Genomic DNA, 15,323 nt, shown 5'->3' with positions numbered 1-15,323 from the left:
AATGGACATTTCAAATCTTAGCCAAATAGACTCTCCTTCTCTTTTGATTTTAAAAGATAAACTAGAAGGAAATATTACCGAAATGATTAAAATATCCGGTAATGTGGAAAGGCTGATGCCACATATCAAGACCAATAAAATGGAAAATGTGGTTCGTTTTATGATTTCGAAAGGAATAAAACAGTTTAAGTCGGCCACTATTGCTGAAGCAGAACTAGCCGCTAAAGCAGGTGCCGAGCGTGTACTTATTGCCCATCAATTGGTTGGACCAAAAATAGACCGCCTGATAGCCTTGATTGAAAAATATCCAAATACAACTTTTTCTTCTTTAGTGGATTGTACCGAAGTAGTTAATGAAACATCTGAGAAGTTTAGCAGAAAGGATCTCACGGCAAATGTATATTACGACATAAACAACGGCATGGACAGGTCGGGACATGAAGTAAATGCTGCGTTAAAATCAGCTTTGACAATTGCTTCAAAAAAACAAAATATTGATTTAAAAGGACTGCATATTTACGACGGACACGTGAGAGACGATGCGTTTTCGGACCGAAAAGAAAAAATAGAACAAGGACTGGAAGAAGTTTTAAAGATTGTTTCTGATTTAAAAACCGAGATCGGTGATTTAGAAATAATTGCAGGTGGCACGCCTGCTTTTACTTCACATGCTACAGAAATTAACCGAACACTGAGCCCGGGCACTTGTGTTTTGTGGGATTGGGGATATGGAGATAAATTTGCAGAACAAAATTTTGAATTTGCAGCTTTGGTCATGATGCGAATTATTTCTAAACCCAAAACCGGAGTTTTAACTGTAGATATGGGCCACAAAGCCGTAGCATCAGAAAATCCGATTGAAAATAGAATTCGATTCTTGAACCATGACGATCTGAAGTTGGTTTCTCAAAGCGAGGAGCACGGTGTCATTGAAACCCAAAATTGGGATAAACATAAAGTTGGAGATATAATATTGGGAGTGCCGTATCACGTTTGCCCAACCGTAAACTTATACGACGAGGCCCACATCATTTCCAACGGTAAATGGATTGACACTTGGAAAATAGAAGGACGAAAAAGAAAAATTACAATATGATTGGTGTTTCAAAAGATAATAAACTGAAGAAATTAATAGTAGTTGGCGACAAAGTCTTGATTAGACCCAAAAACCCCAAAGACAAAACAAACACGGGCTTATACCTACCGCCAACCATCACCGAAAAAGAAGAAGTGCAGTCGGGATACATCGTAAAAGTAGGTCCAGGGTATCCTTTGCCGTCATTTAGTCAAGAAGAAGAACCTTGGAAAAATACGGAAGAAAAAGTTAAATATATGCCGCTTCAGGCAGAAGAAGGAGACTTGGCAATATATTTACAACGCCATGCCATCGAAATTCAATACGAAGGAGAAAAGTATGTAATTATTCCTCAAACAGCCATTATGCTATTGGAGCGAGCCGAAGATTTATTTTGATTTAGCCAAAAGCCCTTTGGTATAATCAGCCTCTTCCATCAGATTTTTGGGAGGAAAAACTCCTTCCAATCTATTTATAAGTGCACCTTCCGGACTAAAAAACAAATAGGTAGGATATGCGTATACTTTGTATTCTTGAGCTAAAGCTCTGCCTGCCAAATCTTCCGCATTTACTTTGTATGCTACGAATTCTGCATTAAATTTCTCAGCAACCTTTGGATCAGAAAATGTATTTTTATCCATCAATTTACAAGGCCCACACCAAACCGTGTATACATCCATAAAAATCATTTTATTTTCTTTTTGGGCAATAGCTTTTACCGCTTCAAAACTTTGGTCTTGAATCTTGTAAAAATGCATCTGAGTTGGCTCCTGAGCGAAACCCAAAATACTTTTTCCTAAAAAAAACAAAAACAAAAAACTAGTTCTCATACAAAATCGTTTTAGATGATAGAAACCAAAAATGGCGAATTCGAATCATAAAAGCTAATTGCAAAAATCATACCTGCTTATATTAATGATATGGTTTAATTATTTATGTTTTAATGTCGTTTTAAGGTTTTTATAAATAAATTTGTACTTTATTTTAATACGAATCAAAAAACCATCATGCTAAGAGCCTATTTAGGACAAATCGGTCATTACTCGATAATATTTGCATTTATCACTTCACTTATAGCTACCTACGCATATTTCTTAAGTTCGAGAGACCATAAAAAAGAGGACCAAGCATTTTGGAAAAAAGTAGCACAAACGAGCTTCTACGCTCACACTGCATTTATACTTTTAATAGTAGCCTCGCTTTTTACCATTATTTTCAATAAATATTTCGAATATCATTACGCTTGGGACAACACCTCGCTGAGCCTTCCGCTTGGCTATGCCATCTCATGTTTTTGGCAAGACCAAGAAGGTAGCTTTTTGCTTTGGATGTTTTGGAATGTAATACTTGGCGTTATTTTGATTCTTTGGTTTAAAAACAAAAAGAACGAAAACAAAAACTTGGAAAGCCCAATGATGACCGTTTTTGCGGCAGTACAAGTATTTTTAACTTCTATGATATTAGGAGTGGTGATTTGGGGAGAATTAAAAATCGGAAGTACCCCTTTCCTACTTTTAAGAGAATCTATGCCTAACCTTCCAGTTTGGAAAATGCAGCCTGATTTTTTACCAAAAGACGGAAACGGTCTTAACCCACTCTTACAAAACTACTGGATGGTGATTCACCCTCCTACTCTGTTTTTAGGTTTCGCTACTACGCTTATTCCATTTGCTTTTGCTATCGCAGGTTTATGGAAAAAAGATTACTCCGGCTGGATAAAAGCCGCTTTGCCTTGGACTTTAGTATCGGCCGTAATATTGGGCACGGGTATTATGATGGGTGCCATATGGGCCTACGAAACGTTAAACTTTGGTGGATATTGGAACTGGGACCCTGTTGAAAACGCCGTTTATGTGCCTTGGTTGGTGCTCGTGGGTAGTTTTCACACGATGCTTTTGGCCAAAAAGAGTTCTTCTGCATTAAAGTATACCTACATCTTGGTAATCGCTCAGTTTATTTTAATCTTATATTCTACGTTTTTAACACGTAGTGGTATCTTAGGAAATGCCTCAGTTCACTCTTTTACAGATTTAGGTCTTTCTGGGCAACTGTTAATTTACTTATTATTCTTCACTATACTTTCCATTGTTTTGTTAGCATTTAGATGGAAACACCTACCAAAAGACGGCAAGGAAGTTTCTACTTACACTGCTGAGTTTTGGATGTTTTTAGGAGTTACAGTTTTAAGTTTGGCGGCCTTTCAAGTAACGGTAACCACTTCTATTCCGGTATACAATAAAATAGCGGAGCTACTAAATTTCAAACTCAACATGGCAATGCCAACTGAGCCACTTAAACATTATACTGTTTTTCAGATGTGGCTATTTGTGGGTATTGTAATATTGAGTGGCATCGCACAGTTTTTTTGGTGGAAAAGAATCGACAAAAACTCTATAAATAAGTTAACTAATCCTTTAATCATCACGCTGTTGATTTCGGCTTTGGCTATCACTTTTACAGGAGTAAACAAGTGGCAGCACATTATATTGTTAACTGCGAGTTTGTTTTCGGTGGTTATTAACTTAAATATTTTACTTGATATCATCAAAGGAAATGTAAAAGTAGCAGGTGGTGCCTTGACGCACATCGGGGTAGCATTTATGCTAATCGGCATTATGTATTCTTCTGCTTACGAAAAAGTAATTTCGCTTAATTTGGCCGAGGAAAAAATATTTAAAACCGCCAAAGACAACAAAGAAAATGTACTTCTATATTTAAATAGACCTTCTAAAATTCAAGATTTTGAACTAAACTATAGAGGAGAGTTTGTAGACATTCGAAATATTCCAGGATATATCGAGAAGAAATTTATTCAACCAATACCTGACAGCGACTATAAAGGTATAGCACGAGCTGACGTAATGGATGGCGATAAATTTTATGCTAAAAAAGGCGATACCTTAGAATACGAAGCGTCAAATACGTATTACCAAGTTAATTATTCTGACAAAAAAGGGGCAGACTTTAATTTTTATCCGAGGTACCAAATAAACCCCAAAATGGGTAATGTGGCTTCTCCAGATATCAAAAAATACTGGAACAAAGATATATATACGCACGTAAACTACGTGACCACAGACGAAGACCGCACGTGGTCGGCACCTGAGTCATTTACAGTTATGCTGAAAGATACTTTTTTCTTAAATGATTATGTAGCAATACTCGACCAAGTTTCGGCAGTAAATGAACTTGATGGCTTACCCCTAAATGAAGGCGATGCCGCTGCACAAGCTACGCTAAGGATTCTTGAAAGAGATGGAGAAAGGGTTATGAAGCCTGTTTTTGCTATTAAAAATAGAGAAATATGGTCGAAACCTGTCATCAGCAACGAGTTAGGAATTAGAGCACAGCTTACAGCTATAGACCCAGCTACGGGCAAATTTACTTTTGCAATAAGCCGTGGCGAGCGAGATTATATAGTTTTGAAAGCCATTGAAAAACCAGGCATAAATATGCTTTGGATGGGGACCGCATTATTGATTATCGGAATATTGATAGCGGCAACACGTAGATTTAGAATCGCTCTTAAATAATAAGCACCTTCGCTATGATACGTAACCTTGTGAGATTTGGAATATTGGTTTTGCTTATTTTTGGCTCTATTTTTATTTGGGAAAAAGCAAAAAACTTTAAGATTTGGGGCGAAGACGAGGTCATCACCACTCACAATATGGTGCTTAAGGAACTAACAAACATGGGTCAACTCGAACTCATAAAGTTTAGCTACAGAGACGTGGTCGAGCAAGAAATAAAGAGAGATTTCTTGCCCGACCCAAAGGCTCTTTTGATTGTGCAGGGCGAAGCCATTGGCTGCATAGACCTAACCAAAATTAAGGAAGAAGACATTATTATGGAGAACGACACACTTATAATAACCCTTCCACAACCCGAAATCTGCAATTATAAAATAGATCATAGTAAATCAAAGATTTACAAAACTGACTACGCATTTATGAATGAAGCCGTTTTGCTCGACGAAGCCTACCGAAAAGCAGAAGCACAGATATTGAAAGAAGCACTAGCTTCCGATATATTGGAGCAAACAAAAAGAAATGCCGATCTGATTTTTAAACCTTTGTTAGAAAACATAACCAAAAAGAAAGTAGTTATCCATTACAAACTACAAGGAAGCCTAAATAGGCTGAAATAATATATATGGATATTGAAGATTTTCAGAACGATGTTTTGCGACCAATTATTAAATCACTTCACGACTTTATAATTCAAATAGCAGACGAAAGCATTGAAATAAAACCGCAGAAAGTTTCTGAAATAAGAGATTTGATTGAGCAAAAAATAAAGTCAGATTACGTTTTAAAGAATATTTTGATTGGAGCGGTACTCTCTAAAATGAGTACAGAAAACCTAAAATGGTTTTTCGAAAATAGAAAAGAATCTAGCAAACGCATAAGCAATATCATTTCTAAGAGAATATTTGACACCTATTATCCTTCTTGACTCAAAACAAGGACCCTTATATTGTCGTTTTGTCAGATATCTTCATTTAATATTTACAAAGGCAAAATTCAAGCCTAATCTCCTACTTTTCAAACTCTTACTCTTTTAAAATTGTTACATTACGGTATGGGTATTTACTGACAAAATGACCATTCTTGTATTTTTTTTGATTTACAGCACTATTGTTGTTATCAAAACGTTGAAATTCAGTAAATTTGCATTTCGATTAACATAGATATTTACGAACTTAATTATAAACATGCTTAATTTTTTAACCAAGGGTATCACCAAGATATTTGGTACCAAGTCAGACAAAGATATAAAACAGCTTACACCCTATGTAGCTGCTACAAACGAGGAGTTCGTAAAACTGAAAGACCTAAGTCACGATGAGTTTAGAGCACAAACAGACAATTTAAAAGCATATATCGCTGAGAGGCTCTCACACATAGATAATGAGGTAGCGAGACTTAAAACGGAAGCCAATAATGACGCAGGCGATAATATTGATGCTAAAGAGCTTATCTTCAAAAAAATAGATGAATTAGAGAAAAAGAGAAACGAAGAACTAGAAGTAGTGCTTCTTGAAATCTTACCTAAGGCGTTCGCAATCGTAAAAGAAACAGCAAGAAGATTTAAAAACAACAGTGAGATTGTAGTTACGGCTAATATGCTCGACAGAGAGTTAGCCATGAAAAAATCGCACATCACGATAGTAGACGGAAAAGCCATCTGGAAAAACGAATGGCTAGCTGCTGGAAGTCTTATCAAATGGGATATGGAACATTACGATGTTCAGATTATCGGTGGTGCGGCACTTCACAAAGGAAGCATTTCTGAAATGGCAACGGGTGAAGGTAAAACTTTGGTGGCTACGTTCCCTGCTTTCTTAAATGCCCTTGCAGGAAAAGGTGTTCACATAGTAACTGTTAACGACTACCTAGCAAGACGTGACTCTGAGTGGATGGCCCCTATTTTTGAATTTAACGGAATTACATGTGATTGTATAGATAAGCACCAAGCAAACTCAGCCGCAAGAAAAGACGCTTACAATGCGGGTATAACTTACGGTACAAACAACGAGTTTGGTTTTGACTACCTAAGAGATAACATGGTGAGCGACCCTGCCGAAATGGTTCAAAGACCCCCACATTATGCAATGGTAGATGAGGTTGACTCCGTGTTAATTGATGATGCTCGTACGCCATTGATTATCAGTGGACCTATGACCAAGAAAAGCGACGACGAACTTTTCAATACATTAAAGCCAAGAGTTTCTCAGATAGTAGAAGTACAAAAAAATATCGTGAGTGGATTTTTGATAGAGGCTAAAAAATTAATAGCTGAAGGAAATAAAAAAGATGGTGGTTTGGCTTTGTTTAGAGCACACAGAGGTTTACCAAAAAGCAAACCTTTAATCAAATACCTTTCTGAACTAGGGAATAAAAAGCTTCTTTTAGAAACTGAAGGAATCTATTTGGCTGAAAACCAAAAAATGATGCCAGAGGCAGATTCTCCTTTGTATTTTACTATTGAGGAAAAAAACAACTCGGTAGAACTTACAGACAAAGGACTTGAGTTCCTTTCGTCAATCGACCAAGATCCTAACTTCTTTATCATGCCAGACCTTGGCGTTGAGATGGCCAATATTGAAAAAATGGACATCAGCGGAGAAGAAAAAATATTGAAAAATGACGAGCTTATCAGAGACTATTCAACCAAAGCTGAGCGTATTCACGCTGTCAACCAGTTACTGAAAGCCTACACTGTCTTCGAAAAAGACGTAGACTACGTAACCATGGATGGTAAAGTAAAAATCGTAGATGAGCAAACGGGTCGTATCATGGAAGGCCGTAGATGGTCTGACGGACTTCACCAAGCGGTAGAAGCTAAAGAAAACGTAAAAGTAGAAGACTCTACACAAACCTACGCTACTGTTACTCTTCAGAACTACTTCAGAATGTATCACAAACTTGCCGGTATGACAGGTACAGCCGAAACTGAAGCTGGTGAATTCTGGAAAATCTACAAGTTAGACGTAGTAAGTATTCCTACAAACAGACCAATTATTAGAGACGACAGAGAAGATAAGGTTTATAAAACTGTAAGAGAGAAATACAATGCGGTAGTAGACGAAATAGTTGAACTAGTGGGTAAAGGTCAGCCGGTTTTAGTGGGTACTACTTCAGTGGAAAACTCAGAGATATTGAGCAGAATGCTAACCATGCGTAAAATTACCCACCAGGTATTAAACGCAAAGCAACACGCCAAAGAAGCAGATGTAGTAGCCGAAGCAGGGAAACCTGGCACAGTGACTATAGCTACCAACATGGCCGGTAGAGGTACAGATATAAAACTTACCCCCGAAAGTAAACAATCGGGCGGTTTGGCAATTATCGGTACAGAAAGGCACGAGTCAAGACGTGTTGACCGTCAGCTTAGAGGTAGAGCAGGTAGACAAGGAGATCCAGGTTCGTCTCAGTTTTTTGTGAGTTTAGAAGATAACCTAATGCGTATGTTTGGTTCAGACCGAATAGCCAAGGTTATGGACCGTATGGGAATGGAAGAGGGCGAAGTGATTCAGCACTCGATGATTACCAACTCGATAGAACGTGCTCAACGTAAAGTAGAGGAAAACAACTTCGGTATGCGTAAGCGACTTATCGAATATGATGATGTCATGAACATTCAGCGTGATACTATTTACAAAAGACGTAAAAACGCATTGTTTGGAGATAGACTAGCTGTAGATATCGCGAATATAATATTTGATACTTGTGTAGACATCATAAAATCTACTAGTGGAAATTATGATGAATTTGAGGTGAGAACCATGCAGAAACTAGGTTTCAAATCTGAAATTACCCAAGCGGAATTTGTGAAAGGTGGCTCTCCATTGAACCAAAAACTATACGAGGAAGCAGCTAAACATTACAAACAAAAGAATGATGCTATCCGTAAGAATATTGTGCCTGCTCTTGAAAATGTATTAAAAGATAGACAAGCCGTTATAGACGAGCCTTTTATGGCCGTAGTAGGTGACGGAAACCATAACATTGCAGTATTTACCGATTTGAAAAAAGCAGTAAATTCAGATGGTAAAGAGGTGATATTAGAAATGGAGAAAAATATCTCCCTCAATATTATTGACCAAGAATGGAAAGAGCACTTGAGAGACATGGACGACCTAAAGCAATCGGTTCAAAATGCATCTTATGAGCAGAAAGATCCATTATTGATTTACAAATTTGAAGCAGTGGAGTTATTCCAAAACTTCTTGAGCAAAGTAAACACTAACACAGTAAGCTTCTTAATGAAAGCCAATGTTGTAGAAATGCGTTTCCAACAAATGGTTACGCCGCCTAAAAACGACAAGCCTAAACTATCAACTAACAGAACAGACGATGGCGAAGGCGGAAGCTCAGCTACCATGCTAGAGCCTGCAAAATCGCAAAAAGTGGCTAACAGAAATGATAAAGTAAACGTACAATACAAAAACGGAACCATTAAAAAAGACGTCAAATTCAAACATGTAGAAGATGATGTGATGCGTGGGGAAGCCGTTATTGTAGATTAATAACAAGACACCAAATGTAAAAAGTCCAGCGAATAATGTTCACTGGACTTTTTTTTATGGCTTTTCAAAAAAATACTACCCTCTCAATCTATGCCACCATAAGCGACCACCTTTGCTTTGGTTTCTAAAATCACGCCGTCAAATTCTTTAAGAATTATATCCATAGTTTCTAAAATCTCATCTAGCTCCATGCTTTGCACCAGCTTCATTCTGAATTCTTTAAAATGAGGCAAACCTTTAAAATAATTGGAATAATGTCTTCTCATTTCTAAAATACCCAAAACTGGCCCTTTCCATTGCACTGAAAACATAAGGTGCTGTTTGGCTGCTGCCACCCTTTGAATCATAGTTGGAGCATCTAGGTATTCGCCTGTTGCCAAAAAATGTTTGATTTCATTAAAAATCCAAGGATATCCAATAGCAGCACGGCCAATCATGATGCCATCTATTCCAAATCTATTTTTATATTCCATGGCTTTTTCTGGCGAGTCGATATCTCCATTGCCAAATATCGGAATCTTTATTCTTTGGTTTTCTTTTACTTTGGCTATCAATCTCCAGTCTGCTTCGCCTTTGTATAGTTGTGCACGCGTACGGCCATGTATGCTCAATGCCTGAATACCTACATCTTGAAGCCTTTCAGCTACTTCCTCAATATTTTTGGTGGCTTCGTCCCAGCCCAATCTTGTTTTTACCGTAACTGGCAAATGCGTAGCTTTCACTACCGCTTCTGTCATTCTAGCCATGAGTGGAATATCCTGCAAAAGTGCCGCTCCAGCCCCTCTACATGCTACTTTCTTAACTGGACATCCGTAGTTAATATCAATCAAGTCTGGGTGAGCTTTTGTGGCTATACGTGTACATTCAGCCATAGTTTCTACATCACTTCCGAATAGCTGAATACCTACAGGTCTTTCGTATTCAAAAATGTCTAGTTTCTGCACACTTTTGGCCGCATTACGAATCAAACCTTCTGATGACACAAACTCTGTGTACATCATGTCAGCTCCATTTTCTTTACACACCTGACGGAAAGGCGGATCGCTCACGTCTTCCATAGGAGCCAACAAAAGTGGAAACTCACCTAAATCTATATTACCTATTTTTACCATTTCATTCTTTTGAACTACAAAATTAATGCATTTGTATTAAAAATGGTTCATTGATAGCTATTTATCATACTTTTCCCTTTTTAATCAAAATTCTATATTTAAACTATTTAAGCTCTGATTTTTAAATTCAAGTTGGGGCAAGACAAATAAAGTCAGCTTCAAATTATTAAACCTTTAGTCACAAAAAAGCAAAAAAGAGGAATAAAACCTCCATATTTGTATTAAAAAAGATACCTTTAAAAGAGATTATGAATTTCCTTCAATATTTAAAGAAACAAGGCGAAACCAATCCGTTTCAGTCTATTTTAATATTAACTGCTATTTTATTGTGTTCATTAATATTGGCTCAAATTGTTGGTGGGGGACTCATGCTTGTGATGGCAGACATCAAATTAGCCGATTTGCCAAATATGCTAACTATCCTCATGAAATCAGAGAAAGGTTGGTGGGCTATGATGGTTGGGCAAGGTGTTTCTTCAGCTTTTACTTTTATTATACCAGGACTTTTGTTTTGGTATGCGGTAGAGAAAAAGACTTTTTCAGATTTAAGCTTTAAAGCTTTACCAGTGCCAATGGTATTTGGCTTAATCGTATTAATTCACCTAAGTTTTAGTCCACTTAGTGGCTATCTACAAAGTGTAAATGAAGGCATGAAACTTCCAGCTGCCCTAAAAGGACTAGAAGACCTCATGAAAGGTTTTGAAGAAAATGGGAAAGTGCTTACCGAATACCTAACCACATTTAGCTCAACGGCTCAGCTTTTAGCCGCCATTGTAGTCATTGCCGTAATAGCAGGAATAGGAGAAGAATTAATTTTTAGGGGATTATTGCAAAGAAAACTATTACTAATAACCCACAATCCTCATGTAGCCATTTGGCTAGCAGCCGCTATATTTAGTGCTATACATTTTCAGTTTTATGGTTTTTTACCTCGCCTTCTCTTAGGTGCGTTATTTGGCTATTTATACTATTGGTCAGGCAACATCTGGGTGCCCATTTTTGGCCATATGTTTAACAATGGACTTGCTGTTATAGTGATGCATTTGGTTCATCAAAAGAAAATCTCATCTGAAATAGAAAAACTTGACACTGTACCAATGCCATTTATCATTCTAAGCACCGTGTTATGTTTCGGACTTTTGTGGGTATTCAAAAATCAAACTGAACTTAGCAAAGAAATATGAAAAAAAATATCGGAGGCTACCCTTATATAAACTACGAAAGTACAGTATTTGATCAAAAAGAATTAATCGAAAACTCGGCCGAAAACTTGGAATTAATGACCAGAAGAAGGTCTGTAAGAGAATATTCTGACCGAGATGTACCTTTTGAAGTTATTGAGAATATCATTAAAGCTGCAGCTTTGGCACCTTCGGGAGCAAACAAGCAACCGTGGATGTTTTGTGTGGTAAAAGACCCAAAAATAAAACAGCAAATAAGAAAAGCGGCCGAAGAAGAAGAACTAGAGAGTTATAATAACCGGATGAGCGAGGAATGGCTCGAAGACCTCAAGCACTTAGGAACAGATTGGCAAAAGCCTTTTTTAGAAACTGCTCCTTACCTAATCATCCTTTTTAAGCAAGTTTATGATTTAGATGAATCGGGCAGTAAGAAAACCAACTATTATGTACAAGAAAGTGTAGGAATAGCCGCTGGCTTTTTGATTTCTGCGATACACAAAGCGGGTTTGGCTACATTGACTCATACACCAAGTCCAATGAATTTTCTGCAGAAAATATTGGATAGACCAGTAAATGAAAAGCCATACTTACTTTTACCTGTCGGATATCCTGCTGATGAATGCTGGGTACCTGATATTAAAAAGAAGAATTTTGACAAAATCTGTAAGGTATATTAATAAAAAAGGGCTTAGTTATTAAGCTCTATTTCATCTCCGTTACGATCAAGGAAATGGTATTCTACCATACCCAAAGAAGTATCTTTGATGATATTCACCCACTTTTTATACTTAAAGAACCACTTCATTTGACGTGAAATAAGCCCTTGTTTGTAATAAGCATGGATAAATGGATGAAGAATAATACTGATTTTCTTTTCGTTTTGTTTGGTGAAAAGATACTCAATATGGTTTTCGATATGGTCAGTAACTGCAATACTGGCTTGGATAGTACCCGTGCCACCACATGCAGGACAAGCTTCTCGCGTTACCACGTTCATTTCTGGTCTTACACGCTGACGGGTAATCTGAGAAAGGCCAAATTTAGAAATTGGTAAAATTGTGTATTTAGACCTGTCGGTCTTCATTTCGTCTTTTAGTACCTCGTGCACATCGCGTTTGTTTTCGACTTTCTTCATATCTATGAAGTCAATCACCACAATACCGCCCATGTCTCTCAGTCTTAGCTGACGAGCTATTTCTATCGCTGCTTCTTTGTTTACACTTAAAGCTGTGGCTTCTTGGTCTATTTCAGAAGTAGACTTATTTCCACTGTTTACGTCTATTACGTGTAAAGCCTCTGTATGTTCAATAATTAAATATCCACCACTAGGTAAGCTTACCGAGCGACCAAAAAGCGACTTAATTTGCTTTTCGATACCATACTGCTCAAACAGTTTACTTTTTCCAGTGTGAAGCTTAAGTATTTTCTCTTTCTGAGGAGCTATATTTTGTAATAAAGACCTGAGACTATCAAAAGTCTCTTTGGTATCTACAACTATTGAATCAAAATCATCGTTAAGCATATCTCTAAGAATAGAGGCTGCTCTATCCATTTCAGAGATTATTCTTTCACGCGGCTTCGCATTTTTTAGTTGCTTCATGCCGTTATCCCACTTTTCTACGCAGTTTTCAAGGTCTCTTTGTAGATCGGCCACTTCTTTACCTTCTGCTACAGTTCTTACTATAACTCCAAAGTTTTCAGGCTTTACAGAAGTCAATAACTTATGCAGTCTTTGACGCTCCTGCTTGCTTGTTATCTTTTTAGAGATATTGACAGAATTACTAAATGGTACGAGCACGATGTACCTTCCTGCAATAGAAATATCACATGAAAGCCTTGGGCCTTTTGACGAAATAGGTTCTTTAACTACTTGAACTAGAATTGGTTGGTTTTTTTGCAAAACGTCTCCAATTTTACCAAGCTTGTCTATTTGAGGCTCTAAATTAAAATTTTTTAATCTTAAGTTTATAGGTCTCTTAGCTATTACGTCTTTAGTAAATTTGTTTAGAGAATTGATATTTGGACTCAGGTCATGATAGTGCAGGAATGCATCTTTCTCGTACCCGATATCAATAAATGCAGCATTTAATCCTGAAACTACCTTTTTGACAGTTCCAAAGTATATATCACCAACCGAATACTGATGTTCGGTTTCATCAAAATGATATTCTATAAGCCTTTTATTTTGAGATAAAGCTATACGATCACCCTGAGGCGTGGCAGAAATATATAATTCGTTGCTCAAATTAGAGTTAGAATTAGAGGATTAATAAAAAAATTAGGATAATGGTTTTTCGGTGTCTTAAACCACAAACGCAAAACTTAGCGTATTCGGAATCACACCGAAATTAAATTTAAGAAATTGTGTTTGTAAAACAGAAAAAGTAAGCAGAAAATAAACTATCTGCTTACTTTATCTATATTTTAAAAGAATACTTATTTCTTCTTATGACGATTCTTTCTAAGACGTTTTTTTCTCTTGTGAGTTGACATTTTGTGTCTTTTTCTTTTCTTTCCGCAAGGCATAGTAGTAAGAATTAAACTTGAAATTTGTAAAAAAATAATTTTATATAAAAAGCAACCGTTTTAAAGGGTCGAATTTTTTTCGAACCGCAAAGATAAGAATTACTTTAAACTATTCAAAGTTTTTGTAAGCTCATCTTTCATAACTGGATCAATTTCTCCATTAAGCACCTCTTCAAAAATCTTTTTAGCTTCTGGTTTTCTGTCTAGCTCTATTAGGCTATAGGCCATTCCAATTTTTGCGTTTTGATTATTGGGTTCTATCCTAAGCACATTTTGGAATCTTATCAAGGCTTTGTCAAACTGATTTGACTGCATTGATAAACCTCCAAGGCTCATTATAGCTGGTACATAATTCGGATTTTGATCTAACACTTCCCTCAACATTCCAATAGCTTTCATAGGCGAGTCTGACTTTACATAGGTCATTCCCAAATTGGTTTTTGCGTTGAGATCATTTGGATCTAGTTTCAAAACTTGATTAAACCCGTTTCTTGCTTTTTCTACAAAAGCTTCAATTTTTTGTGGGCTAAGAGCCAGGTTGTAAGCCTGAAAATACGCCTCTCCTACTCTAGTCCAGTTTGTTTTATTCGGTGATTGAACTGCGATTTTCTCAAAATAATACCCTGCACTGTCAAATACAGATGCTTGTACATATACTTGTGCAATGTTGGAATAAAGCTCTTGAGTTTTTGTAGGTGACGCCCCACTAAGTTCTTTTCTAAAGGCCGCCACTTTGTTTTGAACCTCTAAAGGAATAGCCATTTGGTGCTCTTCCGAATCTTCATCATCGTGTTCTTCTTGGGAAGAAGAAGTTTTCTGAACGGCTTGCTCCTCATCTTTCACTACTATCTTTGAGCGAGTAGCCAAAAACACCACCAATATAGCGGAAATTCCTAATATCAATAAAAGATGATTTTTATTTTTCAAACCGTTCAGAATTAAATTATTTAACGTTGGTTTTCACTTCTTCCACAAACTCTTTAGATGGCTTAAAGCTTGGAATAAAATGTGCCGGTACCGTAACGGTAGTTTTTTGAGAGATGTTACGAGCTTTTTTCTCAGCTCTTTTTTTGTTTACAAAACTTCCAAACCCTCTAACATATATGGCGTCGCCACCTGATAATGTCTCTTTAACTGTTTGAAAAAACGCTTCAACGGTAATTGAAGTAACAGCCTTGTCAACTCCAGTTTTGTCGGCAATGATTGAGATAACCTCTGCTTTAGTCACTTTATATAAATTTAATTTGTTAAAAAAAATAGAAAAATACTTCCCTAATAGGTCGTATTTGTTTTAGGTTTGCAAAGATAGACGAAATGAAAAGATTCTCCCAAAAACTTTCGCCTTTTTTTTTATAATTTATTAATAATTAAGGACTTAAGATGGGCATTAGATT

The 15,323-nt window shown here is 36.8% G+C and carries 13 protein-coding genes; 8 read left to right on the top strand and 5 right to left on the bottom strand.

The features are described 5' to 3' along the window. Nucleotide 1 precedes the first annotated feature (1 nt). On the top strand, nt 2-1,096 hold the full coding sequence (locus ACFOOI_RS19990) for a D-TA family PLP-dependent enzyme (protein ID WP_379839861.1): 1,095 nt from the start codon (nt 2-4) through the stop codon (nt 1,094-1,096). Then, nucleotides 1,093-1,473, top strand: a complete 381-nt coding sequence (locus ACFOOI_RS19985) for a co-chaperone GroES (RefSeq protein WP_379839860.1) — start codon at nt 1,093-1,095, stop codon at nt 1,471-1,473. Before ACFOOI_RS19990 ends, ACFOOI_RS19985 begins: the two co-directional genes overlap by 4 nt. Here ACFOOI_RS19985 and ACFOOI_RS19980 read toward each other — a convergent pair. Then, complete coding sequence (locus ACFOOI_RS19980; RefSeq protein ID WP_379839859.1) at nt 1,465-1,905, bottom strand: thioredoxin family protein; 441 nt, start codon at nt 1,903-1,905, stop codon at nt 1,465-1,467. The genes ACFOOI_RS19985 and ACFOOI_RS19980 overlap by 9 nt on opposite strands. Nucleotides 1,906-2,082: 177 nt before the next feature. On the opposite strand from ACFOOI_RS19980, the gene ccsA reads away from it, so the two are divergent. The 4 genes from ccsA to secA all read left to right on the top strand — a co-directional run bounded on the left by ccsA (nt 2,083) and on the right by secA (nt 9,110). After that, nucleotides 2,083-4,608, top strand: a complete 2,526-nt coding sequence (gene ccsA / locus ACFOOI_RS19975; protein ID WP_379839858.1) for a cytochrome c biogenesis protein CcsA — start codon at nt 2,083-2,085, stop codon at nt 4,606-4,608. Nucleotides 4,609-4,622: 14 nt separating this feature from the next. Continuing rightward, complete coding sequence (locus tag ACFOOI_RS19970) at nt 4,623-5,225, top strand: DUF4230 domain-containing protein (protein ID WP_379839857.1); 603 nt, start codon at nt 4,623-4,625, stop codon at nt 5,223-5,225. A 5-nt stretch (nt 5,226-5,230) separates the two neighbouring features. Further along, complete coding sequence (locus ACFOOI_RS19965; protein WP_379839856.1) at nt 5,231-5,533, top strand: hypothetical protein; 303 nt, start codon at nt 5,231-5,233, stop codon at nt 5,531-5,533. A gap of 259 nt (nt 5,534-5,792) precedes the next feature. After that, the gene (secA, locus tag ACFOOI_RS19960; RefSeq protein ID WP_379839855.1) at nt 5,793-9,110 is read left to right on the top strand and encodes a preprotein translocase subunit SecA; all 3,318 of its coding nucleotides are present in this window, start codon (nt 5,793-5,795) and stop codon (nt 9,108-9,110) included. An 83-nt stretch (nt 9,111-9,193) separates the two neighbouring features. Here secA and dusB read toward each other — a convergent pair whose 3' ends face one another. Beyond that, nucleotides 9,194-10,222: a tRNA dihydrouridine synthase DusB gene (gene dusB / locus ACFOOI_RS19955; RefSeq protein WP_379839854.1), complete on the bottom strand. Its 1,029-nt coding sequence runs from the start codon at nt 10,220-10,222 to the stop codon at nt 9,194-9,196. 248 nt (nt 10,223-10,470) lie between these two features. On the opposite strand from dusB, the gene ACFOOI_RS19950 reads away from it, so the two are divergent. Together ACFOOI_RS19950 and ACFOOI_RS19945 are read left to right on the top strand one after the other, a co-directional pair. Continuing rightward, a complete protein-coding gene (locus ACFOOI_RS19950) occupies nt 10,471-11,406 on the top strand; it encodes a CPBP family intramembrane glutamic endopeptidase (RefSeq protein WP_379839853.1) in 936 nt (311 codons plus the stop codon). Next, on the top strand, nt 11,403-12,080 hold the full coding sequence (locus ACFOOI_RS19945; RefSeq protein ID WP_379839852.1) for a nitroreductase family protein: 678 nt from the start codon (nt 11,403-11,405) through the stop codon (nt 12,078-12,080). Before ACFOOI_RS19950 ends, ACFOOI_RS19945 begins: the two co-directional genes overlap by 4 nt. Before the next feature lie 11 nt (nt 12,081-12,091). Here the strand turns inward: ACFOOI_RS19945 and ACFOOI_RS19940 are convergent, their stop codons facing one another. From ACFOOI_RS19940 to ACFOOI_RS19930, 3 genes are all read right to left on the bottom strand, one after another. Further along, on the bottom strand, nt 12,092-13,648 hold the full coding sequence (locus ACFOOI_RS19940) for an Rne/Rng family ribonuclease (RefSeq protein ID WP_379839851.1): 1,557 nt from the start codon (nt 13,646-13,648) through the stop codon (nt 12,092-12,094). A 380-nt stretch (nt 13,649-14,028) separates the two neighbouring features. Then, nucleotides 14,029-14,856, bottom strand: coding sequence for a tetratricopeptide repeat protein (locus tag ACFOOI_RS19935; protein WP_379839850.1), 828 nt, complete (start codon nt 14,854-14,856; stop codon nt 14,029-14,031). A 16-nt stretch (nt 14,857-14,872) separates the two neighbouring features. After that, nucleotides 14,873-15,157, bottom strand: a complete 285-nt coding sequence (locus tag ACFOOI_RS19930) for an HU family DNA-binding protein (protein ID WP_379839849.1) — start codon at nt 15,155-15,157, stop codon at nt 14,873-14,875. Nucleotides 15,158-15,323: the final 166 nt, after the last annotated feature.

Source organism: Lacihabitans lacunae (assembly GCF_042649125.1).
GTDB lineage: Bacteria > Bacteroidota > Bacteroidia > Cytophagales > Spirosomataceae > Leadbetterella > Leadbetterella lacunae.
This window is presented reverse-complemented; position numbering and strand designations above follow the sequence as displayed.